Origin of the sequence: Streptomyces sp. N50 (assembly GCF_033335955.1) — a bacterium.
Classification (GTDB): Bacteria; Actinomycetota; Actinomycetes; order Streptomycetales; family Streptomycetaceae; genus Streptomyces.
Window position 1 is genome coordinate 1,144,153 of record NZ_CP137550.1, and the last position, 24,346, is coordinate 1,168,498.

Annotated in this window: 18 protein-coding genes and 1 pseudogene; 8 read left to right on the forward strand and 11 right to left on the reverse strand. The window is 70.1% G+C overall.

Annotated elements, in window-relative coordinates; translation table 11 throughout:
• The first annotated feature begins 95 nt into the window (after nucleotides 1-95).
• The gene (locus R2B38_RS49800; protein ID WP_318022812.1) at nucleotides 96-1,280 is read left to right on the forward strand and encodes an ROK family transcriptional regulator; all 1,185 of its coding nucleotides are present in this window, start codon (nucleotides 96-98) and stop codon (nucleotides 1,278-1,280) included.
• Between the two features lie 102 nt (nucleotides 1,281-1,382).
• Entirely contained in the window at nucleotides 1,383-4,109 is a 2,727-nt protein-coding gene (locus tag R2B38_RS49805) for a glycoside hydrolase family 2 protein (protein ID WP_318023100.1), read from the forward strand.
• A 41-nt stretch (nucleotides 4,110-4,150) separates the two neighbouring features.
• Here the strand turns inward: R2B38_RS49805 and R2B38_RS49810 are convergent, their stop codons facing one another.
• Complete coding sequence (locus tag R2B38_RS49810) at nucleotides 4,151-5,578, reverse strand: hydrolase (protein WP_318022813.1); 1,428 nt, start codon at nucleotides 5,576-5,578, stop codon at nucleotides 4,151-4,153.
• Nucleotides 5,579-5,809: 231 nt separating this feature from the next.
• Here R2B38_RS49810 and R2B38_RS49815 point away from each other — a divergent pair, with 231 nt between their 5' ends.
• Nucleotides 5,810-6,073, forward strand: coding sequence for a GlsB/YeaQ/YmgE family stress response membrane protein (locus R2B38_RS49815; RefSeq protein ID WP_019057177.1), 264 nt, complete (start codon nucleotides 5,810-5,812; stop codon nucleotides 6,071-6,073).
• 230 nt (nucleotides 6,074-6,303) lie between these two features.
• Here R2B38_RS49815 and R2B38_RS49820 read toward each other — a convergent pair whose 3' ends face one another.
• The 3 genes from R2B38_RS49820 to R2B38_RS49830 all read right to left on the reverse strand — a co-directional run bounded on the left by R2B38_RS49820 (nucleotide 6,304) and on the right by R2B38_RS49830 (nucleotide 9,187).
• Nucleotides 6,304-7,242: an NAD(P)-dependent oxidoreductase gene (locus R2B38_RS49820; RefSeq protein ID WP_318022814.1), complete on the reverse strand. Its 939-nt coding sequence runs from the start codon at nucleotides 7,240-7,242 to the stop codon at nucleotides 6,304-6,306.
• A gap of 57 nt (nucleotides 7,243-7,299) precedes the next feature.
• Nucleotides 7,300-8,076 carry a GNAT family N-acetyltransferase gene (locus R2B38_RS49825; protein WP_318022815.1) on the reverse strand — a complete coding sequence of 259 codons (777 nt, stop codon included), beginning with the start codon at nucleotides 8,074-8,076 and terminating at the stop codon, nucleotides 7,300-7,302.
• 211 nt (nucleotides 8,077-8,287) lie between these two features.
• Entirely contained in the window at nucleotides 8,288-9,187 is a 900-nt protein-coding gene (locus R2B38_RS49830) for an SDR family oxidoreductase (RefSeq protein WP_318022816.1), read from the reverse strand.
• 198 nt (nucleotides 9,188-9,385) lie between these two features.
• On the opposite strand from R2B38_RS49830, the gene R2B38_RS49835 reads away from it, so the two are divergent.
• Nucleotides 9,386-10,297 carry a LysR family transcriptional regulator gene (locus R2B38_RS49835; protein WP_318022817.1) on the forward strand — a complete coding sequence of 304 codons (912 nt, stop codon included), beginning with the start codon at nucleotides 9,386-9,388 and terminating at the stop codon, nucleotides 10,295-10,297.
• Nucleotides 10,298-10,419: 122 nt separating this feature from the next.
• On the opposite strand, the gene R2B38_RS49840 is transcribed toward R2B38_RS49835, so the two are convergent.
• Nucleotides 10,420-11,091 (reverse strand): chaplin, encoded by a 672-nt coding sequence (locus R2B38_RS49840; protein ID WP_318022818.1) that lies wholly within the window; start codon nucleotides 11,089-11,091, stop codon nucleotides 10,420-10,422.
• A 333-nt stretch (nucleotides 11,092-11,424) separates the two neighbouring features.
• Between R2B38_RS49840 and R2B38_RS49845 the strand changes: the two genes are divergently transcribed.
• Nucleotides 11,425-13,011: an alpha/beta hydrolase gene (locus R2B38_RS49845; protein WP_318022819.1), complete on the forward strand. Its 1,587-nt coding sequence runs from the start codon at nucleotides 11,425-11,427 to the stop codon at nucleotides 13,009-13,011.
• A gap of 8 nt (nucleotides 13,012-13,019) precedes the next feature.
• Here R2B38_RS49845 and asnB read toward each other — a convergent pair whose 3' ends face one another.
• From asnB to R2B38_RS49860, 3 genes are all read right to left on the reverse strand, one after another.
• The gene (gene asnB, locus R2B38_RS49850; protein ID WP_318022820.1) at nucleotides 13,020-14,861 is read right to left on the reverse strand and encodes an asparagine synthase (glutamine-hydrolyzing); all 1,842 of its coding nucleotides are present in this window, start codon (nucleotides 14,859-14,861) and stop codon (nucleotides 13,020-13,022) included.
• Between the two features lie 288 nt (nucleotides 14,862-15,149).
• Complete coding sequence (gene arcA / locus R2B38_RS49855) at nucleotides 15,150-16,412, reverse strand: arginine deiminase (RefSeq protein WP_318022821.1); 1,263 nt, start codon at nucleotides 16,410-16,412, stop codon at nucleotides 15,150-15,152.
• A gap of 33 nt (nucleotides 16,413-16,445) precedes the next feature.
• A complete protein-coding gene (locus R2B38_RS49860) occupies nucleotides 16,446-17,873 on the reverse strand; it encodes a basic amino acid/polyamine antiporter (protein ID WP_318022822.1) in 1,428 nt (475 codons plus the stop codon).
• An 87-nt stretch (nucleotides 17,874-17,960) separates the two neighbouring features.
• On the opposite strand from R2B38_RS49860, the gene R2B38_RS49865 reads away from it, so the two are divergent.
• Together R2B38_RS49865 and R2B38_RS49870 are read left to right on the forward strand one after the other, a co-directional pair.
• Nucleotides 17,961-19,061: a chemotaxis protein gene (locus R2B38_RS49865; protein WP_318022823.1), complete on the forward strand. Its 1,101-nt coding sequence runs from the start codon at nucleotides 17,961-17,963 to the stop codon at nucleotides 19,059-19,061.
• A gap of 80 nt (nucleotides 19,062-19,141) precedes the next feature.
• Nucleotides 19,142-20,167, forward strand: coding sequence for a Gfo/Idh/MocA family oxidoreductase (locus R2B38_RS49870; RefSeq protein WP_318022824.1), 1,026 nt, complete (start codon nucleotides 19,142-19,144; stop codon nucleotides 20,165-20,167).
• Here R2B38_RS49870 and R2B38_RS49875 read toward each other — a convergent pair.
• Together R2B38_RS49875 and R2B38_RS49880 are read right to left on the reverse strand one after the other, a co-directional pair.
• On the reverse strand, nucleotides 20,157-22,187 hold the full coding sequence (locus R2B38_RS49875) for a phosphocholine-specific phospholipase C (protein ID WP_318022825.1): 2,031 nt from the start codon (nucleotides 22,185-22,187) through the stop codon (nucleotides 20,157-20,159). The genes R2B38_RS49870 and R2B38_RS49875 overlap by 11 nt on opposite strands.
• Before the next feature lie 139 nt (nucleotides 22,188-22,326).
• Nucleotides 22,327-22,740 (reverse strand): SsgA family sporulation/cell division regulator, encoded by a 414-nt coding sequence (locus tag R2B38_RS49880; protein ID WP_318022826.1) that lies wholly within the window; start codon nucleotides 22,738-22,740, stop codon nucleotides 22,327-22,329.
• A gap of 186 nt (nucleotides 22,741-22,926) precedes the next feature.
• On the opposite strand from R2B38_RS49880, the pseudogene R2B38_RS49885 reads away from it, so the two are divergent.
• Nucleotides 22,927-23,280: pseudogene (locus R2B38_RS49885) on the forward strand (MFS transporter); the annotation flags it as partial.
• Between the two features lie 106 nt (nucleotides 23,281-23,386).
• On the opposite strand, the gene R2B38_RS49890 reads toward R2B38_RS49885, so the two are convergent.
• Nucleotides 23,387-24,328, reverse strand: coding sequence for a LysR family transcriptional regulator (locus tag R2B38_RS49890; RefSeq protein WP_318022827.1), 942 nt, complete (start codon nucleotides 24,326-24,328; stop codon nucleotides 23,387-23,389).
• Nucleotides 24,329-24,346 lie beyond the last annotated feature (18 nt).

A 24,346-nucleotide genomic window follows, 5' to 3' on the forward strand; every position in this document is an offset into this window, starting at 1 on the left:
GTGCGGGCCGGTATCCGGTGGCTGACTGGGCGATAAAGTTAAGGAGCCTTACTAGACTCGTCAAGAGGCTGTCCAGGATGCCGGAGAATGATGCGATGCCCGTCAGTGACGCCGTGGAGCGACCGGACCAGCCCTGGAGCCGCCAGCGGCTGCGCAGTACGAACGCGCGGCTGCTGCTCGACCGGCTGCGCACCTCGGGTGCCGCCTCGCGGGCCCAACTCGCCCGCGAGACAGGCCTGTCGAAGCCGACGGTCTCCAGCGCGCTCGCCGCGCTGGAGGAGGCGGGACTGGTCCACGAGGTCGGTACGCAGGCCCCCGAACGCGGTCGGACCGCCGTGCTCTACGCCCCCGATCCGTCCGCCGGGTACGCGCTCGGGATCGACGTCGGACGCAGCTGGCTGCGGGTCGCGGTGGCCAATCTGGACGGCGAGGTGGTGGCCCGCGCGGACGTCCGCAACCGGGCCCGCAGCTCGGGCGCGATGGCCGAGCTGGTGGTGGCCACCGCCCACCAGGTCGTCGCGAACTCCGAGGTCGAACCGGCCGCGGTGGTGTACGCCGTCGTGGGCACGCCCGGTGTCTACGACGAGCAGCGGCGCCGGGTGCGGTACGCGATGCATCTCCCGGGCTGGGGCCGCGCCGGGCTGTTCGACCGGATGCGGGAGGAGCTGGGCGTCCCGCTGGAGGTGCACAACGACGCGAATCTCGCGGCGCTCGGCGAGTACACGTACGGCGTCGGCGCGGGCAGTCGGCTGTTCGCGTACATCATGATCGGCACCGGTCTCGGCATGGGTGTGGTCAGCGAGGGGCGGCTGTTCACGGGGGCGCACGGCGGCGCCGGGGAGATCGGGTTCCTGCCGTGGCCGGGGCGGCAGAAGCCGGAGACGCTGGAGGACGCGGTGTCCGGGGTGGCCGTTGTGGAGGCGGCCCGCCGATTCGGGATGAGCGGGCAGCAGCTCACCGCGAAGGCCGTGTTCGACGCGGCCCGGCAGGGAAACACCGCCGCCATCAAGGCAGTTGAGCTGGAGGGCGAGCGGATCGCGCACACGGTGGCGGCGGCCGCGGCCGTCCTCGATCCGGACCTGGTCGTCCTGGGCGGCGGGGTCGGACACAGCGTGGATCTGCTGCTGCGCCCGGTGCGGGAGAACCTCCGCGCGCTCACTCCGCTCCGCCCGAAGATCGTGCCCAGCGCGCTCGGCGAGGACGCGGTGCTGCTGGGTGCCGTGGCCACCGCGCTCGGCACCGCGCGGGACCTCGTCTTCGAGCGCCACTCGGCGTCCTGAGCAACTCACTCACGGACACAGGTGTTTGACAGGCACCGTCGGGCGCCCTACCTTCTGGTGCGGTTAGTAAAGCTTCCTAACTTGACGAGGCTGGAGACCGCCGTGTTCCACCGCCCCGCCGTTCCCCCACTCCGCAGAAGCCGTCTCGCCACGGCCGCGATCGTGCTCGGCCTGCTGGGCACCCTCACCACCAGCGCGTGGGCGGGGGCACGGGAGTCGTCCCCGCCGCAGCGCGCGCAGGTCCCCGTGACCGCCGTACGCTCGACCGCCGGGACCGCCACCCCGCTGTCCGGCTACGCGATCCAGTCGTCCGCCAAGGTCACCGACTCCGCCGCAGCCGTCTCCTCCCCCGGCTACCAGGCCACCGGCTGGTACCCGGCCGGCGCGCGCTCGACCGTCCTCGCGGCCCTGATCGCCGACGGCGTGTACTCGGACCCGTTCTACGCGACCAACCAGCGGAAGATCCCGAAGGCCGACTTCCAGGTGCCGTGGTGGTACCGCAGCGACTTCACGGTCGCGGACACCGGCAGGCGCACCTATCTCGACTTCAGCGGGGTCATCTCGGCGGCCGACGTCTACGTCAACGGCAAGCAGGTCGCCAAAGCCGCGGACGTCAACGGGGCTTACACACAACACGAGTTGGACGTCACGTCACTGGTCCGCCCAGGCACGAACACGGTCGCCTTCCGCATCCGGCCCAACGACCCGAACAAGAACCTCACCATGGGCTGGATCGACTGGCTCCAGCCGCCGCCGGACGAGAACATGGGCATCGTCCGTGACGTCCTCGTCCGCCGCGGCGGCCCGGTCGCGCTGCGCGACGCCCACGTGGTGACCGAGCTGGCCGTGCCGTCGCTCGCCTCCGCGGACCTGACGGTGAAGGCGCAGGCCCGCAACGACTCGGGCGCGCCCGTCACCACGAAGGTCAGGGGCAGCATCGGCAGCGCGACCTTCGAGAAGACGGTCTCCCTCGCCGCACACCAGGCGAAGACCGTCACCTTCGGCCTCCACCTGAACTCCCCCAAGGTCTGGTGGCCCGCGGGCATGGGCGGCCAGCCGCTCTACGACCTCGACCTCAGCGCCTCCGTGAACGGCACCCCCTCCGACACCGCGCACCAGACCTTCGGCATCCGCGACGTCCGGGCCCCGCTGAACTCCGCCGGCGACCGCCAATACCTGATCAACGGCCGCAAGTTGCTGATCAAGGGCGGCGGTTGGTCACCGGACGAGCTCCTGCGCTGGGACAAGACCTACGTCGAGGACCGCCTGAAGTACGCCCTCGACCTGGGCCTGAACACCATCCGCCTCGAAGGCCACATCGAGCCGGACGAGTTCTTCGACCTGGCCGACCGCTACGGCATCCTCACGCTCCCCGGCTGGGAGTGCTGCGACAAGTGGGAGGGCCAGGTCAACGGGGACGAGACCGGCGACAAGTGGACCGCCGCCGACTACCCGGTCGCCAAGGCGTCGATGGCCGCCGAGGCCGCCCGGCTGCGCGACCACCCGAGCGTGATCTCCTTCCTGATCGGCAGCGACTTCGCCCCCGACGCGAAGATCGAGAAGACGTACCTCGACGCTCTGAAGGCCGCCGACTGGAAGACCCCGGTGGTCGCCGCCGCCTCCGACAACTCCTCACCGGTCAGCGGCAGTTCGGGCATGAAGATGACCGGCCCCTACGACTGGATCCCACCGAACTACTGGTACGCCAAGCGCGAGGGCGGCGCCACCGGCTTCAACTCCGAGACCAGCGCGGGCCCCGACATCCCCACCCTCGACACCCTGCGCCGCATGATGACCCCGGCCGAACTCGCCACCCTCTGGAAGGACCCGAGCGCCAAGCAGTACCACCGCTCCCCGTCCTCCACCTTCAACACCCTCAAGCTCTACGACAACGCCCTCACCGGCCGCTACGGCCCGCCGACGAGCCTCACCGACTACGTCCGCAAGGCACAGCTGGCCCAGTACGAGAACGTGCGGGCCCAGTTCGAGGCCTACGAGCGCAACGCCACCGACGCCTCGAAGCCCGCGACCGGGGTCGTGTACTGGATGTTCAACAGCGGATGGACCTCCCTGCACTGGCAGTTGATGGACCGTTACCTCGACCAGGGCGGCGCCTACTTCGGCGCTAAGAAGGCGAACGAGCCGCTGCACATCCAGTACTCGTACGACAACCGCTCGGTCGTCGTGGTGAACAACAGAACCGCCTCCGCACGTCAACTCACCGCCCGGGCAACCCTGTTCAACACCGACGGCACCCGGAGGTACGACAAGACGGTGCCCGGGGTGAAGGTCTCCGGCGGCGGCGCGCACAGCACGGCACTCACCCTGCCGTCGCCCGCGTCGGTGAGCGGGCTGTCGACGACGTACCTGGTGCGGCTGACCCTGACCGACGCGGCCGGCAAGGAGGTGAGCCGGAACGTGTACTGGCTCTCCAGCAAGCCCGACACGCTCGACTGGGCGCACACCGACTGGTACTACACGCCGACGACGAGCTACGCCGACCTCAAGGGGCTCACCTCGATGGCGCAGGCGCCGGTTTCGGCGACGGCGTCGACCGAGGCAGGTCCGCACGGCACGTCGACCACGACGGTCACGGTGCGCAACTCCGGGAAGGGGAAGGCGCCTTCACTCCTCACCGACGTCCATCTCGTGGACTCGGCCGGCAGGCCGGTACTGCCGGTGCGGTGGTCCGACAACGAAGTGAGCCTGTGGCCCGGGGAGTCGGCGACGCTGACGGCGACCTACCGGACGGCCGATCTGCACGGGTCGGCACCACGGGTGCGGGTCTCCGGCTGGAACACACCGGAGCGGACGGTCGCGGCCAAGTGAACCGGTGGGACCCGGCCGCCGCCGGGCCCCACCGGTCGTCGTCAGCTCACATTGAGCGCGGTGTCGTCGATGACGAAGGACGTCTGGAGGGTGGACCCCTCGACGCCGGTGAACTTGATGGTGGCGGTGGTGCCGGCCAGCGAGGAGACGTCGAAGGACTTCAGGACGTATCCGGAGGCCGCGTTCAGATTGGAGTACGTGGCCAGGGTGGTGGAGCCGGCGGTGACCGTCAGCTTGTCGTATGCGGTGCTGGTGGTGGTCTCCGCGGTATCGATGTGCAGATAGAAGCTGAGGGTGGCGGAGCAGCCGGACGGGATGCTCACCGACTGGGACAGGGTGTCGGTGGTGGCGGTTCCGTAACCGTCCAGCCAGGCCTTGTAGGAGCCGGTGCGGGCCGCCTCGCTGGAGGAGCTGGTGATGACGCCGCTGCTGGCCGTCCAGGTGGTGTTGCCGGACTCGAAGCCCGGGTTGCCGAGCAGTTGGGCGGCGGTGCAGGTGCCGCCGCCTCCCCCGCCGCCCCCTCCGGTGCTGCCGTCGCCGGACAGCCACGCGGTGGCGTTGAGGGCGAGGGCGGCGTTGGTGGCGCCGGTGTCGTTCCAGCCGTCGTAGAGCGTGTTGCCGGACTGGCCGGTGCCGTCGTCGATGGGTGAGCTGTCGCCCCAGAAGGCGACACGGCCGCTGCCGAAGGTGCTGGTCGCGAAGAACGCGCCGGTGTTGCCGGAGTAACCGCTGCGGTACACGAGGCCCTTGACGTTCGCGTTGTCGGCGGGCTTGAGGGTGGCCGTCGTGCCGTCGGCGATCAGGCTCTTGGTGACCGTGCCGAAGGCGCCGTTGAGGACCTCGTTGGTGCTGTCGCTGATCGCGGCGGGGTAGCCGGAGCTGATGTCGAGGGTGTCGATGGAGAAGCCGAACGGGTCGGTCGAGTCGACGCTGTTGTTCGTCATCAGGTCGTTGAGGATCTCGACCGCGTCCTCGCCGTCACTGTTGCGGTCGGCGCCGGTGTGGTCCGAGATCATGAACAGGCCGCCGCCGTTCTGGACGAACGTCATGATCGCGGTCTTCTCGGCCGTCGTGAACAGCGTGTTGGGCTCGGGCAGGACCAGCGTGTCGAAGTTCGACAGGTCGGTCGTCGACGAACCGCCGTACGTCAGCGCGCTGGTGGCGGTCTTCAGGCTGTAGTCGCCGGTCTTCTGCAGGGCGACACCCCAGGACGAGAGCGCCCCGGTCCAGTCGGTCTCGGCGGACGGGGAGGAGTCCTGGGACAGCGGGTCGGGCTTGCTGGTGGAGATGATCCAGTCCGCGTTGCCCGCCTCCTCGGCGTGGCCGTCGTCGAACAGGACGCGGTTCGTGGTGGCCGCGTGCGCGGGCGTGGCCGTGGTGGTGACCTGGAGGGCGGCCCCTGTGACGAACAGCCCCAGGCCGGCGAGGGCGGTGGTGAGTCTGCGGCGGGATCTTCTGGATCCAAGCATCCGGCGAACCTCCGTGAGGGGATGGGGAAGGGTGCGGTGCGGGCGCCTGATCTGCGCGCGTAGAACGGTAGTTGGGGAGTTCTACACGCGTTGAACGATTGAAAGGTACATGGCATGAAGGGGTGGTGAACAGAAAGTCCCGGCAATAACAGGCAACAAAAGTCCGTCGGACTGCCTCGGCGTCCAGCGGGCACATGAAGAGAGCAGGACTATCGACAAAGAGGGGCGGAGATGGAGATCTCGGGCATCATCAGTGCCATCATCATCGGCATCATCATTGGCGTGCTGGGACGGCTCGTCGTCCCTGGGCGCCAGCACATAGGCGTTCTGCTGACGATCGTCGTCGGCATCGTGGCCGCGCTGATCGGCGCGGCGATCGCATCGGGCCTGGGAGTCGCCGACACGAAGGGCATCGACTGGATCGAGTGGCTCATCCAGATCGGCCTGGCAGCGGTCGGTATCGCCGCGCTGGACCGGTCCAGGGCGCGCCGCTGAGCCTGAGGCGGGACATGCGTCACGGGTGAGACCGGGCGGCGGCCGGCTTCTGCGGGCCTGCCGCCCGATCCCCCGTTTCCCGCACTCACGGCTCTCCTCACGGAGAACCCTTGTCCTTACGCGTCACTCCGCTCGTCGATCCGGAGTCCGGCCCGTCGGGTCGGCCCCGCCGCGCCTGTTCCTCCGTTCCTCACGGAGGGGCAGGCGCAGTCGGCTGTGACCGAACGCCCTTACCCCGATGCCGAGTTGACGGAGTCGGCGCGCAGCGCGGCGAGGCCGTCGCCGCTGGACGGGTACACAGGCGTCCAGCCCAGTTCCCGTTCGGCCTTCGCGCTGGACACCCGCAGATTGCCGGTCATCACCGTGTGCGCGTACGCCATCGGCCGAACCGTCCACAGCGGTACCGCCATCGGCTTCGGCAGGCCGAACTCCCGTGCCACACCCAGAACATGGGCCCGGAAGCCGAGCGGTGTGCGGTCGGTGATGTTGTACGCCTGTCCGGGCCGGCCGCGTTCGACGGCGGCGGCCACCACGCGGGCCGCGTCGGTGAGTTCGACCCAGGGCAGGACCCGGCCGTGATCGTCCGGGACGGGCAGCCGGCGCCTGCGCAGCACGGGGAACAGGGCGTCGGTGCCGCCCGGGCCGTAGAAGAGGCCGAAGCGGAGAGCAATGCCCTCCAAGTCCTGCGCGCCGAAGGTGAGTTGCTCCTTGGTGCGCATGCCCGCGATGTGCTTCTCCAGCTCCGGTGTGGTGCCGCGCGGGCCGAAGGGGTCGTCCTCCGTGAGGGGGCGGGTGCCGAAGTCCCCGTAGCCGTAGCCGAAGACCATCGACTCGGCGATGAAGCGACGGGCGCCGGTGGCCCGCGCGGCCTCGATGAGGTGGGCGGTCCCTTCGATACGTAGGGCGTCGGTGGTGTGCATGTCCCGGTGGCGCAGCGGTGCCTTGCGCAGCGCGGTCGCGGCGTGGATCACCGTGTCGAAGCGGTGTCCGTCGACCGCGCGGAGCAACCCGTCGCGGTCCATGAGGTCGGCGCGGATGCCGTTGCCGGATCCTCGGCCGAGGCCGGTCACCTTGTGCCCGGCGTCGGTCAGGGCCTTGGTGATGTGGCCGCCGAAGACGCCGGTGGCACCGGCGAGGAGGATGCTCTGGTTGCTCTCGTTCGTCGTCATGACCGTGCGACGGATCGGGTCGGCAAGGATGTGACATCGGCCGTCCGACCTGCGTGTCTACGGCTCGTACACGTACGGCGTGGTCGTGGTCAGCGGGGCGAAGCCGAGGCGTTCGAGGATGGGGCGGCTCTGGTCGGAGGCGTCGACCTGGAGGTAGCGGTAGCCGCGGTCGGCGGCGATGCGGGCGCGGTGGGCGATCAGGGCGCGGTAGATGCCGCGGCCCCGCCACGCTTCCACCGTGCCGCCGCCCCACAGGCCGGCGAACCGGGTGCCGGGGACGAGTTCCATGCGGGCCGCGCTCACCGGTTCGTCACCGGCGAGGGCGACGACGGCGACAACTGTGTCGGGTTCGGCGGCGAGTTGGGCGAGCAGCCGGGCGCGGAGCCGGGTGCTGTCCGTGCCGAAGGCCTTCTCGTGGACGTCCGCGACGAGGTCGATGCCAGCGCGGTCGGTGGCGGGCAACAGGCGGATGCCGTCGGGTAGTTGGGCGTCGAAGGTGAGTGCGGCGACCTCGCCGATCATCAGGGTCTCCTGCGGTTCGGGCGTGAACCCGGCCGCCGACAGCCGCTGCCCGAGATCCGTCGGCAGATCGTGGCCGTAGAGCTTCCACTCGAAGTCGCGGCCGAGCGCGGTGAAGTACGCGATCTGCTCGGCGATGGCCGCGTCGGCGTCCGTCTCGTCGAGGTCCGACCACAGCACGCCGTTCCAGCCGTGCCCGTCGCTGACCTGGCGCACCACTCCCCCGGCCCGTTCGACGCGGGACCCGGGGCCGTCGGGTCGGGCGCCTTCGCGCAGGTCGTGGTCGTGGAGGGCGAGTACCGAGGCGTGATCCATACGCTCACTCCAACATCCGCGGGCGCACCCGGCAACGGGATTACGCGCGCCCCACGCCGGCACGTCCGGCCGTACCGCCGCCCGATACCCGCTCAGCCAGCACCGCGCTCGCCGGCGCGCTCGCCGGCCCCCACCGCCCCAAAGGGGCGCGGGGAACTGCGCGACCAGCCCCCACCGCCCCGCAGACAACCGACGACTCCCGACCTGCCCCCTACACCTCCCCGAAGTAATGCCCCGTCTCAAGGTCGGCGATCAGCCCGACCTCAACCGGCTCCCACCCCGTCTGCTTCCGCGTCAGCGTGCTCGACGCCGGGCAGTCCAGCGAGGCGACGAGACCAAGGAAGCCGAAGTGGTCGACCGCCTGCTCGGGCGCCACACTTCCGGTCGGGACGTCGAGCCGGCGGGCGATGACCTCCGCGAGTTCACGCAGCGGCAGCGCCTCGTCGCCGACCGCGTGGTACTGCGCACCGGCCGGGGCCGACTCCAGGGCCCAGCGGTACAGCCGGGCCGCGTCGAGCCGGTGCACGGCGGGCCAGCGGGCGGCACCCTCGCCGACATACGCCGACAGCCCCTTCTCCCGGGCGACGGCGATGAGTTGGGGAACGAATCCCTGGTCGCCGGTGCCGTGCACGGACCGGGGCAGCCGGATGACCGACGACCGCACCCCGCGCTCCGCCAGCGCGACCGCCGCGATCTCGGAGGGCTGCCGGATCGCCGCGAACGACCCGGGTTCGACGCTGTCCTCCTCCGTCGCCACCCTCCCGTCACCGAGCCCGGGCGTGCCCGACGTGACGACGAACGGCTTGTCGGTGCCCGCGAGTTGCTCACCGATCGCCTCGATGGCGCGCAGGTCGGTGGCGCAGTTGGCGGCGAAGTCCGTGAAGTCGTGGATGAACGCGAGATGACAGACCCCGTCGGCCGCCGCTGCACCGGCGCGCAGGCTGTCCAGGTCGTCGAGCGACCCCCGGTGCACGGCGGCGCCCACGGCCGTCAGCGCCTCGGCGGACGCGTCCGAGCGGGCCAGTCCGGTGACCGTGTGCCCGGCGTCGAGGAGTTCACGGACCACGGCGGAGCCGATGAACCCGGTGGCGCCGGTGACGAAAACACGCATGGTGCGTTCCTTCGATGAGGTGGGGTGAGCTTGCGCTGCGATGGGTTGCGCTGCGCTGTCCTGTGGTTCCATCGTGGGCGGGACACGGGTTCCGGGTCCAAAGCCTGTTTCGCATGCCGCATTACGGATGAGGCATCACAGCAGCTCATAAGACCTATGACCGAAGTCTCCCCAGCCGGCACGCCGTACACTTCAGGCATGACGGACCTGCCTCCCGCGCCCGATCTCGAACTGCGTCTCGTGCGGTACTTCATCGCCGTCGCCGAGCAGCGTCACTTCGGTCGCGCCGCCGAGGCGCTGCACATCACCCAGCCGTCGCTGAGCCGCCAAGTCCGGCGGCTGGAGGAGCAGTTGGGGGCCCGACTGCTGGACCGTACGCCGCAGGGCACCCGGCTCACGGAGGCCGGGGAGGTGTTTCTGCCGCGCGCCAAGGCGCTGTTGCGCTCCACGGCCCAGGCCGCCGCCGAGACCCGCGCCGCCGCGGAGCCCAGCCGCCTCACCGTCGGATACATGGCGAACCTCTTCGTCACCCCGGCGGTACGCGAGGTGCGACGCCGGCATCCGGACGCCGACGTGCGCGTCGTACACCTTGCCTACGACGATGTGCGCGCCGCGCTGGTCGATCGCCGGGTGGACGCGGTGGTGGCCCGACTGCCGTTCCCCACCGACAAGTTGGACGTCACGGTCCTCTACGACGAGCCCCGCTTCCTGCTCGTACCGCTCGACCACCGCCTGGCCGGCAAGGAGTCCGTCACGCTGGACGACATCGCCGACGAGCCCCTTCCCCAGGTGCCCGGCGCGGACCCGGCGTGGAGCGCCTTCTGGCGTATCGACCCCCGGCCCGACGGCCGCCCGGCACCCGGGGGTCCGGTCATCCGGGCGCTGGAGGACAAGTTCGAGTTCGTCGCCGACGGGCAGGCCGTGGCCATCGTGGCCGGCCTCCGCCCCGGCCAGACGATCCGCCCCGACATCACGCCGGTCCCCCTCCACGGCGTCGAACCGAGCCATGTCGCCCTCGCGACCCGCGCCGGCGAACACAACCGTCTGCTGACCGCGTTCCGCAAGGCGGCCCACGCACTCCTCAGGTCTCCGGCGGAGCAGCCCGAGTAACTCCTCTGCTGTTGCCTGGAGTTGCCGTACCCCGACCTGCGCCGACCACGTCGTGCCGGACGACGGAGGCCCCACCGGTCTCGTACCCGGTGGGGCCTTCCGTCCTGGCGCGGGTGCTGGGGTCAGCGTCCCGCCCTGGGGCGGTTGCGGCGGTACAGGGCCGCGCCGCCGAGGAGGAGGACCGCGCTCGTGACGGCGGCCGGGATGGTGCCGTCGGCTCCCGTGTGGGCGAGTGACGCCTGGGCCGCGGGCTGGGCGGGGTGTCCCTTCACCTCGGTCATCGGCGTCGGGCCGGGGTGCGGCTTCGCCGGTGTGGGCGGCGCGGGGGTCGGCGGCGCGGGGTGGTGAGGGTGGTCGCCCGAGGTGTTCCCGGAGTGGTTGCCCACGGACGGGTTGCCGACGCCGACCACGCTCACGGAATTGCCGCTGAGGTTCACGGGGAGATGGATCGGGAGCTGCACTCCGTTGCCGGAGAGCACACCCGGCGAATCCTTTTCACCGCCCTGCGCGACGGCACCGCCGTGCGGGCCGCCGGTGTTCTTCCCGCCGTTCCGCCCGCCACCGCCCGCTTTCGCGCCGCCTTCGTTGGCGCAAGTGTTCCCCGCGGCGGGATTGAGGAGCCCGACCACATTCACGGTGTTCCCGCACACGTTCACCGGCACGTGCACCGGGAGCTGAATGGTGTTGCCGGAGATCACGCCGGGCGAACCGGCCGCAGCACCGTCCGCGCCGGAGTCCGCGAACGCCGGCATCGCCGCGGCCAGCGCACCGGACGCCGCGGCGACGGCGATCACACCGTTTCGGGCAACCCGTTTCATAGGGTCCCTGCCTTCCAGAGATGTAGCGGGCACTCACCCGCACCGGATAAAACGCGGGCGCACCATCCGAGTTATGGCTTATCGGCCTTTCACTCCATCGAGCGTCACGGTTATCGAACTACTCATAACGACTTCCCATCGGTCGGATACCGCATCGACCGGAAACCGTTAGTAGGAAAACCGCTTAGGCCTATTGAAGGGGCGCAGAATACGGCATCGATCACCGGTCCGCCCGCCGGGAGGCGGGGCCCGGGAGGCCCGCTTATCGTGATCGGAGGCGCTGGTCACGGCGCGTTCTTGGAGGCATTGATGCTGGCCAAGCTGTCATCGCGGCCCGCGTTCCGGCGGTGCGCGTTCACCGGGGTCCTCACGCTGGCACTGCTCGGCGCGGGGCTGCCCGCGCTCGCCACGGCCGACGGGCGGCCGCAGGCCGACCTGTCCCGCTTCTACCGGCAGCGGGTGAAGTGGGCCGCGTGCAAGACCCCGGACGCGCCCAAGGACCTGCAGTGCGGGAAGGTCACCGTGCCGCTCGACTACGCGAAGCCCGGCGGCGGGACACTCGATCTCGCGCTGGCCCGCTACCGGGCGACCGGGAGGTCGCGGGGGTCGGTGCTGCTGAACTTCGGCGGTCCCGGTGGCGCGGGTGTCAGTGAACTCGCCTCGGACGGCAAGGAGTTCATGGATCTGACGAACGGCTACGACGTCGTCACGTTCGATCCGCGCGGCGTCGGCCAGTCCTCGCCGGTGAGTTGCGGCGAGGGCTCCGACCAGGGCTCGGCCGCGATCGACGAGGACACCACCGAGAGCACCGATCCCAAGGTCGTCCTCAAGCAGTTGCGCGAGGCGGCCGCCACCTGCGCCAAGTACTCCGGCCCGGTGCTGCCCCACATCGGCACGGTCAATGCCTCCCGCGACCTGGACGTGATGCGCCAGGCCCTCGGCGACAAGAAGCTCAACTACCTCGGTTTCTCGTACGGAACGCGGCTCGGCGCGGTGTACGCGGCCCAATTCCCCAAGAAGGTGGGCCGGTTGGTGCTCGACGGCGTCGACACCCTCACCGAACCGCTGTCCGAGCAGGGGATCGCGGGCGCCGAGGGACAGCAGACGGCGCTGGAGGACTTCCTCAACTGGTGTGTGCAGGACATCGCCTGCCCCTTCGGCACGGACGCACGCGAGGCGCCGGACCGGGCCGTACACCTCGTCCGCTCGCTCGACCAGGACCCGGTGCAGTCGGACTTCGGCGACGCGTTCTCCGGTCAGGACCTGGTGGGCGCCATCAGTCAGGCGCTGTACAGCAAGCAGATGTGGCCGACGCTGGAGCGGGCCATCGCCTCACTGGTGGAGGACGGCGACACGCGCGCCATCATGGCGTTCTCGTCGGGCGGCACCGGCCTGCCCCACCTCGGCGGGGGCGGCGGGATCACCGACGCGCAGGACGTCCCGCTCGACAACCTCCCGGCCGCGCTGATGGCCGTCAACTGCGCCGACGACCCCGACCGCCCCACCGCCGAGCAGATCACCAAGAACCTGTCCGGCCTGCGCGCCCAGTACGAGGAAGCCTCACCGGTCTTCGGCCGCTACCGGCTCACCGAAGTGCTGATGTGCTACGGCCGTCCCAAGGGCACCGACTACATCCGCGACGACGTGAAGAACGTGCACGCGGCGAAGATGCTGCTGGTCGGCACCCGGGGCGACCCGGCAACGCCGTACCGCTGGACCGTGGAGACGGCCCAGCGGCTCGGTTCCTCGGCGGTGGTGCTGGACAACAAGGGTGAGGGGCACACCGGTTACGCCTCTTCCAAGTGTGTCCACACCAAGGTCAACGACTTCCTGCTCTACGGTTCGCTGCCGGCCAGCGGGAGTTCATGCCAGCCGGACAGCACCGTGGTCCCCTGAGGGACGGTTCATCCGAGGGCGAGTTCGGGCTTGTAGAGGTCCATCCAGAGCGCCAGGTCAAGGGCGCGTTCCAGGCCGCGGCGGCCCGCCTGGGTGCTGATGGGCGCGTCCCGGTGGGCGGCCTGCCGCAGCCTCTCGCGGTCGACGAGGTCGAAGACCGGGTGGGAGGGCCGGGCGAGGAGGTCCTTGGCGTGGTCCTGGAGGGCGACCGCGTACTTGGGGTCCTGCGTGGACGGATAGGGGCTCTTGACGCGGTCGTAGACCGACTTCGGGAGGACGTCCGCCGTGGCCTCCCTGAGCAGGGTCTTCTCCCGGCCGTCGTAGGACTTGAAGGCCCAGGGTGTGTTGAAGACGTACTCGACGAGCCGGTGGTCGCAGAACGGGACGCGGACCTCCAGGCCGACGGCCATGCTCGCGCGGTCCTTGCGGTCGAGCAGGATGCGGACGAAGCGAGTGAGGTGGAGGTGGCAGATGCGCCGCATGCGGTACTCGAAGTCGCTCTCCCCGTCGAGGCGTTGGATGCCCGCGACGGCGGTGCGGTAGCCGTCCGCGATGTACGACTCGGTGTCCAGGGCCTTGGTCAGATCGGGGCGCAGGACGTCGGCGTCGTCCCCGAAGTGCTGACCGAAGCGCACCAGCCAGGGGAAGGTGTCGGCGCGCCGGGCCTCCTCGTCGAAGAACTGGAGGTAGCCGCCGAAGACCTCGTCCGCGGACTCGCCGGACAGGGCGACGGTGGACTGGTCGCGGATGGCGCGGAACAGCAGGTACAGCGAGGAGTCCATGTCGCCGAAGCCCAGGGGGAGATCGCGGGCGCGGAGCATCTTCGCGCGGACGTCGAGGTCGGCGAGGGCCTGTGCGTCGAGCAGGATGTCCTGGTGGTCGGTGCCCGAGGCGCGGGCCACGTCGTGGACGTAGGGGGTGTCGGGGGTGCCGCGCAGTTCGTCGGCGACGAAGTTCTCGTTCTGGCCGACGAAGTCGACGGCGAAGCTGCGCACCTTCTCGCCGTGCTCGGCGAGTTGGCGGGCGGCGATCGCGGTCATCGCGGAGGAGTCGAGGCCGCCGGAGAGCAGGGTGCAGCGCGGTACGTCGGCGACGAGCTGGCGGCGCACGATGTCGTCGAGGAGGGTGCGGACGTGGGCGACGGTGGTGTCGCGGTCGTCGGTGTGCGGGCGGGTCTCCAACTGCCAGTAGACGCGCCGCCGTAGGCCCGAGCGGTCGACGGTGACGACCGTGCCGGGCTCGACCTCGTGCATGCCGTCCCAGATGGCGTGTCCGGGGGTCTTGATCATGGTGAAGAGTTCGCGCAGGCCGTCCAGGGTGACCTTGGGACGGGCCAGCGGGTTGGCGAGGATCGCCTTCGGTTCGGAGCCGAACAGGACGCCGTCCGAGGTCGGGTGGTAGTAGAACGGCTTGATGCCCATCCGGTCGCGGATCATGACGAGTTGGCCGCGGCGGCCGTCCCAGATCGCGAAGGCGTACATGCCGTTGAGGCGTTCGGCGACCGCGTCGCCCCATTCGAGATAGCCGCGCAGCACGACCTCGGTGTCGGAGTCGGTGGTGAACCGGTGTCCCCTGTCGGCGAGTTGGCGGCGGAGTTCGGTGAAGTTGTAGGTCTCCCCCGAGTAGACGAGCGCGACCGTGCCGTCCGCCGTGTCGGCGGTCATCGGCTGACGGCCGCCGGGCAGGTCGATGATCGCGAGACGGCGGTGTCCGAGGGCCGCGGGACCCTGGACCCAGGTGCCGCGGTCGTCCGGGCCGCGGCAGGCCATCGTCTCCGTCATTGCATCCAATGTCGCGGCCTCGGTGCGCAGTTCACGGTCGAAGGAGACCCAGCCGGTGATGCCGCACATGCGTTACCTCCTGCGTCCGGTCGGTCGGGGAACCCCGTCTCACCTGGCTTTTTGCCGATATGAAGGTTGCCCGGCCGAACCAGTTGTATCTAGCACCTACATGTCGAGGGTGAGTCACGGCGACGAGGTCGGTCAACATGTCCGTAACCTGAACGGCCGTACCACCCCACCGATTTCAGCCGTGCTTTGCGTCCCCGAGATCCGCCGGCCCGCGTCCCACCGGGCGGTGCGCGTCAGGAACCGGCCATGGGCAAAGAGTTGGACAACATCCGTCGTGCGCCCGGGCGTTCAGAACTCCACCGGGTCCCGCACGATCGGGCAGGTCATGCAGTGCCCACCGCCCCGGCCGCGCCCGAGTTCGGCGCCGACGATCGTGATGACCTCGACGCCGGCCTTGCGCAGCAGGGTGTTGGTCTGGGTGTTGCGGTCGTAGGTGAAGACCACGCCCGGTTCCAGCGCGACCGCGTTGTTGCCGCTGTCCCACTGCTGGCGTTCGGAGGCGTAGACGTCGCCGCCCGTCTCCACGACGCGCAGTTCGGGCAGGCCGAGCGCCTTGGCGACGACGTCGGTGAACGGGGTCGTGCCCTCGTCGACGATGTCGATGCCCGGTCCCTTGGTGCCGGGGCGCAGGGAGAAGGTGTGGACGGCGTCCATGATGGCCGGGTACAGGGTCACCAGGTCGCGGTCGGCGAAGGTGAAGACGGTGTCGAGGTGCATCGCGGAGCGCAGCTTCGGCATCCCGGCGACGACGACGTGCTCGGCGGCGCCCAGGTCGAAGAGAGCCTTGGCGACCTGGGTGATGGCCTGGCGCGAGGTGCGTTCGCTCATCCCCATGAGGACGACGCCGTTGCCGACGGGCATGATGTCGCCGCCCTCGAACGTGGCCTGCCCCCAGTCGAGTTCGGGGTCGCCCCACCAGACGACGGAGCCCGCGAAGTCGGGGTGGAAGGTGTAGATCGCCTTCATCAGCAGGGTCTCGCCGTGCCGGGCGGGCCAGTAGAGCGGGTTGAGGGTGAGGCCGCCGTAGAGCCAGCAGGTCGTGTCGCGGGTGTAGAGGGTGTTGGGCAGGGGCGGCATCAGGTATTCGCGGACGCCGGTCGACTCGCGGACGAGGGCGACGTAGTCCGTACGGTACTCGTCGGGGAGGTCGGTGGTGGCGAGGCCGCCGATCAAGTACTTGGCCAGTTCGGCCGGTTCGAGGGATTCCAGGTAGGCGCGGGTCGCGTCGATGAGGCCGAGGCCGACCTCGTTGGCGACGATCTTGCGGTCCAGGAGCCAGTCCTTGGCCGCGGGGATCGTCATGGTCTGGGCGAGCAGTTCGTGCAACTCGACGACGTCCACGCCGCGTTCGCGGAGTTTGTTGACGAAGTCGGCGTGGTCGCGCTGGGCGTTCTCGACCCACATCACGTCGTCGAAGAGCAGGTCGTCGGAGTTGGTCGGGGTGAGCCTGCGATGGGCCAGGCCCGGCGCGCAGACCAGCACCTTGCGCAGCCTGCCGACCTCGGAGTGGACGCCGTACTCATGTCGGCCCACGGTGTCTGGGTTGGTCACGATGCACACACCTTTCCGGAGGTCACAGACAGGTCAGAGGCTGATCCAGCCCGCTGCGAGCGCGACGATCCCGACCACGGCACCCGCGATCGAGACGGCGAGGATCACCAGTTCGCGGGCCGAGAAGGGCGAACGCCCCTGTTCCCTGCGGGCCTTGACGAACAGGAAGGTGGCGGGCGCGTAGATGATGAGCGAGACGAGGAGGTACTTGAAGCCGGCCGCGTAGATGAGGAACGCGGTGTAGACGGTGGCGAGCCCGGCGATCACCAACTCGCCGCGCCCGCTCCGCGTTTCGGCGACCGCGATCTTTACGGCGAAGCCCGCCGCCAGCAGGAACGGGATCAGGGTCAGTGAACTGGTCAGGTCCAGCGCGAAGTTGAAGGCGTCGTCGGAGAAGTAGGTGACGACCAGGACGACTTGGCTGAGCAAGGTCGTCATCACCAGCGCGGGCACCGGCACATCGGCCGCCGTGGACTTCTTCAGGAAGCGCGGCATGTCGTCGTCCTTGGCGGCCACGAACAGCACTTCGGCGGCCATCAGTGTCCAGGCGAGATAGGCGCCCAGCACGGAGACGATCAGCCCGACGCTGACGAAGACCTTCCCCCAGGTGCCCACCGCGTGCTCCAGCACGCCGGCCATGGAGGGCTGCCGCAGTTCGGCGATCTCACCCATCGGCATCAGGCCGTACGACACGATCGTCACCGACGCGAAGACGGCGAAGACGCTGAGGAAGCCGAGGACGGTGGCGCGGCCGACGTCCTCGCGGCGCTTGGCGTGCCGGGAGTAGACACTGGCGCCCTCGACGCCCAGGAACACGAAGACGGTGGCCAGCATGGTGCCCTTGACCTGCTGGAACAAGGAGCCCGCGTAGTCGGCGCCGCCGAAGTTCTCCGCGAAGACATGGGGCTTGAGGTAGAAGAGCGCGAGGACGACGAAGACGAGGATCGGCACGACCTTGGCGACGGTGACGATCCGGTTGATCGCCGCCGCTTCCTTCACTCCCCGGCTGATGAGCAGGAAGAAGAGCCACAGCCCGGCCGAGGAGAGGACCACGGCGAGGACGGTGTCGCCCTCGCCGAGGGAGGGCGCGATCGTGCCGATCGTCGACATGATCAGCACCCAGTACGTCACGTTGCCGACGCAGGCGCTGGCCCAGTAGCCGAACGCGGCGAAGAAGCCGAGGTATTCGCCGAACCCGGCCTTGGCGTAGGCGTAGACACCGGCGTCGAGGTCGGGTCTGCGGACCGCGAGGGTCTGGAAGACGAAGGCCAGCATCAGCATGCCCGTGCCGGCGACGGCCCAGGCGATCAGGGCGCCGGCCACGCCCGTCTCCTGCGCGAACCTGCGCGGGAGCGAGAACACCCCGGCCCCGACCATGGAGCCGACGACCATGGTGGTCAGCGTCGGCAGGGTCAGCTTGGCGGTGGAGGTACCGGTGTCGGTGGTGGCGGCTTGCGTCACCCGAGGGACGTTAGCAACCAATTATCCTGTTTGCCTGGCGGGCTTCCCCCATATGCCCCATCCGTCATTCGGCCCTATCGTGCTGTTATGGAGCACGCACTGAGTCCCGCCACCCTCACCGAACTGCGGCGCCCGCGCCCCTACCCCGCGGTCTCCGTGCTCACCCCGACACATCGTCGCGAGCCCGACAACGCCCAGGATCCGGTCCGGCTGCGCAATGTGCTGGCCGAGGCCAAGAAGCAGCTGGAGGCCGATCCCGCGGTCCCCCGGGAGCGGCGCATCGACGTCGCCCGGCAGCTCGACCAGGCGCTCGCCGAGGTCGATCTGGCGCACGCCGAGGACGGCCTGGTGATCTTCGCGGCGCCGGGCGAGCACCAGGTGTGGTCCCTCGCCAGGTCCGTGCCGGAACGTGTGGTCCTCTCCGACACGTTCCTCACCCGCAATCTCGTCTCCGCGCAGGCCTCCGAGCGCCCGTTCTGGGTGCTGTCGCTCGCCGCGGACCGCGTCACGCTGTGGAACGGCGGTGTCGACCGGGTCGTCGAGGACCACACCGGCGGCTTCCCGCTGACCCGCGACCATCGGGACAACTTCGACGCCGAGCGCCAGGAGCGGATCGGGGACATCCCGAGCACCTTCCGCGACGAGGACACCCGCCACTTCCTGCGCGAGGCCGACACCGCGATGGGCCGGATCCTGCGCGAGCACCGGCGGCCGCTCTACGTCACCGGCGACCAGGCCGCCCTGTCCGCCTTCGACGAGGTCGGCAGCGCGACCAAGGACGCGGTGCACATCGCCCACGGCGGCCTCGCGCACGGCACCCCCGACGCCGTGTGGCAGGCCGTACGGCCACTGGTCGACGCCGAGGCGCGCAAGAACACCGTCACCGTGACCCGAGAACTCGAATCGGCGCGCGGGCGCAAGGAGTTCGCGGCCGGCGTCGACGAGGTCTGGCAGAACGCCCGAGAGGGCCGCGTCCGGCTGTTGGCCGTCGAGGAGAACTACCGCGTCACGGTCCGCGACGACCACGGCGACCATCTGGTCCCCGCCGACAGCGCTGACCTGGACGCCCGCGAGGACATCGTGGACGAGATCGTCGAACAGTGCCTGGAGACCGGCGCGGATGTCCGTTTCGTCCCCGACGGCACCCTGAACGACGCGGACGGCATCGCGGGCGTGCTGCGCTACTGAGATGCCCCTTCAGCCCTGAGGCCGCCCCTCTTCTCCGGCGTACGCTACGGCGTGATCGTCGACGGAGAGGGAGTGCGCACGTGGGTGACCTGCTGGGTGTGGCCGTACTGGGTGCGGGACACATGGGAGCCGACCACATACGACGCCTCGACCAGGTGGTGAGCGGCGCCAGGGTGGCCGCCGTGGCCGACCCGGACACGGATCGCGCCAAGGAGGCGGTGGCCGGTCTGGACGCGGTCGCGGTGCACGAGGACGCCGTGGCCGCGCTGGACGCCCCCGGGGTCGAGGCGGTCCTCGTCGCCTCGCCGGGTCCCGCGCACGAGGAGGCGCTGCTCGCGGCCTTCGCGCGCGGGCTGCCGGTGCTGTGCGAGAAGCCCATGGTGCCGGACTCCACCGGAGCGCTCCGGGTGGTGGAGGCGGAGGCACGCCTCGGGCGACGGCTCGCGCAGATCGGGTTCATGAGGCGCTACGACACGGAGCACCAGGGCCTCAAGTCCCTGCTGGACAGCGGAGAGTTGGGCCGCCCGCTGATGCTCCACTGCACCCACCGCAATGTGTCGTCGCCGCCGTACTTCACCTCGGCGATGCTCATCGACAGCTCCGTGTCGCACGAGATCGACGCGGCCCGCTGGCTGCTCGGCCAGGAACTCACCGCGGTGACCGTGCTCAGCCCGCGCTCGTCGGGGAGCGCCCCGGAGGGACTGGTCGACCCCCAGCTCGTGCTCTTCGAGACCGACGGCGGCGCCCTGGTCGACCTCGAGATCTTCGTCAACTCCGGCTTCGGCTACCAGGTGCGCTGCGAGGCCGTGTGCGAGGCGGGCAGCGCCCGGATCGGCGAGGACCACTCGATGGTCGTCACCACACAGGGCCGCGCCCACGAGGACGTGCCGCTGGACTACCTCGTCCGGTTCGCCGACGCCTACGACCGCGAGGTGCAGTCCTGGGTCGACGCGACCCGGCAGGGTCTGGTCACCGGCCCGAGCGCGTGGGACGGCTACGCCTCGTCCGCCATCGCCGAGGCCGGGGTCCGGGCGCTGGAGAGCGGCGGCCGGGTGGCCGCCGAACTCGCCCCGCGCCCGGAGCTGTACGCCGACGTCAGCCGCTGACGCTCGCCGCACCCGACTCCAGGTGCCCGGTGAACCGGCGCGACCAGGTCGCGTCGGAGTCGACGGTGACCGTGAAGTCGTACCAACCACCCTGGTACGCAACGGCGTTGAAGAAGTCCTCCGTCGACGCGCCCGCGGCGACCGTGTAGGTCCACGGTCCGTCACCGCGGTAGTGGTTCGAGGTGATCGTGAACTTCACCGACGCGGCGGACGAGTTGGTCATCTTGAAGTAGATCGCGAGCTTGCCGGTGCCCGACTCGACGGCGTAACGGGTGCTCACCTCAACGGACTTGCCCGCCTTCGTCGCGTCGCCCTGGAAGCGGCGCAGGAAGCGGTTGGGGCCGACCATGCTGATGTCGTACTTGCCGCTGCCGTAGCCCGTACCGATGTTGAAGTAGTCGGAGGCGGTGCCGCCCGGGTCGACCGTGTACTGCCAGGGCGTGGTGTCGCGGTACGCGTTGGGGTGGATGGAGAGGTGGGCGGCGCTCTTGGCGGCGCCGCCCTGATTCGTCATGGCGAACCAGGCGAGGATCTTGCCGCTGGACCCGAACTCCAGGTGATCCAGGTACCCGTTGGGCTGGTACGGCAGCGCGCGGGCGGGCCGGGTGCCGGTCTCCTGGACGGGCAGGGCGTTGTTCGTCGGCACCGGGTTGGGCAGCGGGCCGCAGGTGGAGATGCCGATGACGCTCGTCGCGGGCAGGGACACCGCGCCGTAGACCGGGTTGGCGAAGTCGAAGACGCCGGTCAGGTCGCCGCTGACCTTGCGGCGCCAGGTGCTGATGTTCGGGCAGACGGCGGGCTTGCCCAGGGACGAGGTCCAGGTCTCCAGGAAGCGCAGGACCGAGGTGTGCTCGAAGACCTCGGAGGAGACCCAACCACCGCGCGTCCAGGGCGAGATGACGATCATCGGGACGCGGAAGCCGAAGCCGTACGGGACGCCGTTGAGGAACTCGCCGTCGGTGCCGGCGGGTGGGGCGGGCGGCGGGACGTGGTCGAAGTAGCCGTCGTTCTCGTCGTAGTTGAGGAACAGGACGGTCGAGTCGAAGACGTCCGGGTCGGCGGCGAGGGCCTGGTAGACGAGGCCGATGAAGTGGGCGCCGTCGCCGGGCGGGGCGTAGGGGTGCTCGGAGAAGGCCTGGTTGGGGACCACCCAGGAGACCTGCGGGAGGGTGCCCGCGAGGACGTCGGCCTTGATGGCGGCGGCGATGTCGTCGGGGGTGGAGCCGGTGGCGGCCGGGACGGAGGACATGCCTCGGTCGTAAAGGGGGCTGCCCGCCTTGGAGTTGGCGAAGTTCTTGAAGTAGGCGCAGCCGTTGTCGCCGTAGTTGTCGGCCGCGTTCTGGTAGACCTTCCAGGTCACTCCGGCGTTCTGCAGGGACTCGGCGTAGGTCTGCCAGGTCAGGCCGGACTCGTCACCGCCGTCGTAGCTGGAGGAGTCGACCTTGCCGCTCCACAGATAGGTGCGGTTGGGGCCGGTCGCGCTGAGCGTGGAGCAGAAGTAGGCGTCGCAGATGGTGTAGTTGTCGGCGAGCGCGTAATGGAAGGGAATGTCGGACCGGTCGAGGTAGCCGAGCGAGCGGACGTTGCCCACGCCCGAGACCCAGTTGTCGAGGCGGCCCTTGTTCCACGCGGAGTGCTGGGATGACCAGGAGTGCGGCAGGTCGCCGTTGCACTGGGCGAGGGTCTCGCCGTCCTGGCCGCCGGCTGCCGGGGTGGCGCTCAGCTTCCAGGGGTACTGACGGCCGCCGCCGTTGGGCTGGTTGAAGACCGGGTAGCCGCCGCTGAGCGTGATGCCGCTGCGGTCGTCGAAGCCGCGGACACCCTTGAGGCGCCCGAAGTAGTGGTCGAAGCTGCGGTTCTCCTGCATGAGGATCACCACGTGTTTCACGTCCGAGATCGTGCCGGTCGCCGCCGTCCGCTGCTGCGCCGCGACCGCAGGCCATACGCCGGTGCCGGTCGCCATGCCCGCCGCCACGGTGGCACCGAGCCCCACGAAGCCTCTTCGGCTGATCGGTGTCATTCGCCCCACCCTCGTCACAGGCGTGCCCGAGCGGCACACCGCGCGCAAGGGTGCACGGGGTGATCGCCAAGGTCCATACCGGGACGGTGAGATGGAGGTGAACAAAAGTCAAAGTCGGCTCCGGTGTCCCGAGTTGCCGTCACACGATCCCGAACAGGGCGCTCAGACCCTGGTCGACGAGCGCGTCCATGTCCTCCTGTCCGGTGGCCACCACGTCGTAGGTACGCAGCAGGAAGCGGCGCAGTTCCGGGGTCTGGAAATGCAGCAGGGCGAGGCCGAACGGCGAGTGGAACTCCAGCACCGTGCGGGCCCGGCCGCACGGCCACAGGTGCACGTCCCCGCCGCCGGCCGGCCTGCGCAGCCCCTCCTCCAGCAGCGAGCGGGCGAAGGTCCAGGTGACGCCGTCGCCGTCGAGGGAGACCTCGGGCGGGAAGTCGAGGTGCACGGCCAGCGGGTCCGAGGCGAGGTAGCGGAGTGTGGCGGACACGGGGATCTCCGTGTCGTCCGCCGTGATCAGCCGGGCTCGGGTGGGCTGTTCGAGGGTGATGTCCATGGTCGGTCTCCCCTGCGGGCGTGAGGTCGGCCGGATTGCCGTGTGCCTGTACGACCTCGCAGGTGCCCTTTGCATTACGCGGAAGCCCGAACGAGTTGATGTGACCTGCGTCACTCTGCCGTCGAGGTGTGGGGCTCCCGGTGAATTCGTTTGCGGCGGGATCGGTGAGACCGGTGAGGTGGGCCCATGGACGGGGCAGCGGAGCGGGCGCGACGGACTCGGTGGCACAGGTCGGCGGTGCTCGCGGCTCTGATGCTGGCCGCCTTCACCTTCAACACCGTGGAGAACCTCCCGATCGGCCTCCTGGAACTCATCGCCGACAGCCTGCGGGTCTCCGTGTCGGCGGTCGGACTGCTGGTCACGGGTTACGGCGTGACGGTGGCCGTCGCGTCCGTGCCACTCACCCATCTCATGCGGGGTGTGGCCCGGCGCCATGTGCTCACGACACTGCTGGCCGCGCTGGTCGCGTCCAGTGTCCTGGCGGCGCTGGCCACGTCGTACTGGCTGCTCCTCGCGGCGCGGCTGCTGACCGCGCTGGCGCTGTTGGCCGGCGCGGGGGCGTTGGGGCGCGGGGCAACGTCGGCCGGGCGGCAGTGTGTTGGGGAAGAGGGGCGGGTCGGCGGCTGAGCAACTCCCTCCGAACCGCTCACTCCTGTGCTGGTGTCGTGCTAGGCGTGTAGGCGTCCAGGGCAGCGAGCCGGAGGGCAGCCGCCACCCGGGTGAGTGCCTCGGTGGGTGGGTGTGGGAGGCGGGCGAGCAGGAGGCGGCGTTGTTCCTGGGGGCCGCCGCGTACCGGCAGGACGCGTACGCCCGGGGGCACGGCGGGGGCCAGTGAGGCGGTCACCGTGGTCAAACCGCAGCCCGCCGCGACGAGTTGGAGTTTGGCCAGCCAGTCGCGGGCCGTGTGGGCGATCTCGGGGCGCTCGTCCAACCCCGGCCATACGCCCATCAGCCGGTCCTCGCCGGAGGAGGGGCCGGCGATCCAGCGCTGGCCGCGCAGGTCGGCCACGTCGACGTAGTCGCCGCGGGCCAGGGGGTGCGTGGCGGGCACCGCCAGGTACAGCGGGCGCTCGGTGAGCGTGCGCAGCACCAGCGGTGGGGACTCCGTGTCGGGTGGGCGGAACGGCGGCACCGACGCCAGCAGCGCCAGGTCGAGACTGCCGGCACGGAGAGCGCGTACCAGCGCCGGGGTGCCGCCTTCCCGGCTGACGACGTGCAGGTCCGGGTCGGTGCGGCGCAGGGCGGCCAGGGCGCGGGGCAGCAGGACCGCGCCCGCGCTGGGGAACCAGCCCAGGCGGACGGTCGCCGCCTCCGCCGGCAGACCGGACAGTTCGCGCGCGGTCGCGTCGATCTCGTCGAGTACGACCGTCGCCCTGCGCATGACGAGACGGCCGGCCGGGGTCAGCCGTACGCCGTCACGCCTCCGTTCCAGGAGCTCTGCGCCCGCGGCCCGCTCGATCGCGGCGATCTGGCGGGAGACCGCGGACTGGGTGTAGCCCAGTGACGCGGCGGCCGCGGTGAAGGTTCCCTGCTCGGCGACCGCGCGGAAGACGCGCAGCGCGGTGAGTGACACATCCGTGAAGTCCATGACGATCACGCATGCTAG

What these genes read in the sequence shown, in the direction of transcription:
- R2B38_RS49800 (WP_318022812.1), top strand. Translation starts at nt 96, where the DNA reads ATGCCCGTCAGTGACGCCGTGGAGCGACCGGACCAGCCCTGGAGCCGC.
- R2B38_RS49810 (WP_318022813.1), bottom strand. Translation starts at nt 5,578, where the DNA reads ATGCTTGGATCCAGAAGATCCCGCCGCAGACTCACCACCGCCCTCGCC.
- R2B38_RS49815 (WP_019057177.1), top strand. Translation starts at nt 5,810, where the DNA reads ATGGAGATCTCGGGCATCATCAGTGCCATCATCATCGGCATCATCATT.
- R2B38_RS49820 (WP_318022814.1), bottom strand. Translation starts at nt 7,242, where the DNA reads ATGACGACGAACGAGAGCAACCAGAGCATCCTCCTCGCCGGTGCCACC.
- R2B38_RS49825 (WP_318022815.1), bottom strand. Translation starts at nt 8,076, where the DNA reads ATGGATCACGCCTCGGTACTCGCCCTCCACGACCACGACCTGCGCGAA.
- R2B38_RS49830 (WP_318022816.1), bottom strand. Translation starts at nt 9,187, where the DNA reads ATGCGTGTTTTCGTCACCGGCGCCACCGGGTTCATCGGCTCCGCCGTG.
- R2B38_RS49835 (WP_318022817.1), top strand. Translation starts at nt 9,386, where the DNA reads ATGACGGACCTGCCTCCCGCGCCCGATCTCGAACTGCGTCTCGTGCGG.
- R2B38_RS49845 (WP_318022819.1), top strand. Translation starts at nt 11,425, where the DNA reads ATGCTGGCCAAGCTGTCATCGCGGCCCGCGTTCCGGCGGTGCGCGTTC.
- asnB (WP_318022820.1), bottom strand. Translation starts at nt 14,861, where the DNA reads ATGTGCGGCATCACCGGCTGGGTCTCCTTCGACCGTGAACTGCGCACC.
- R2B38_RS49865 (WP_318022823.1), top strand. Translation starts at nt 17,961, where the DNA reads ATGGAGCACGCACTGAGTCCCGCCACCCTCACCGAACTGCGGCGCCCG.
- R2B38_RS49875 (WP_318022825.1), bottom strand. Translation starts at nt 22,187, where the DNA reads ATGACACCGATCAGCCGAAGAGGCTTCGTGGGGCTCGGTGCCACCGTG.
- R2B38_RS49880 (WP_318022826.1), bottom strand. Translation starts at nt 22,740, where the DNA reads ATGGACATCACCCTCGAACAGCCCACCCGAGCCCGGCTGATCACGGCG.
- R2B38_RS49890 (WP_318022827.1), bottom strand. Translation starts at nt 24,328, where the DNA reads ATGGACTTCACGGATGTGTCACTCACCGCGCTGCGCGTCTTCCGCGCG.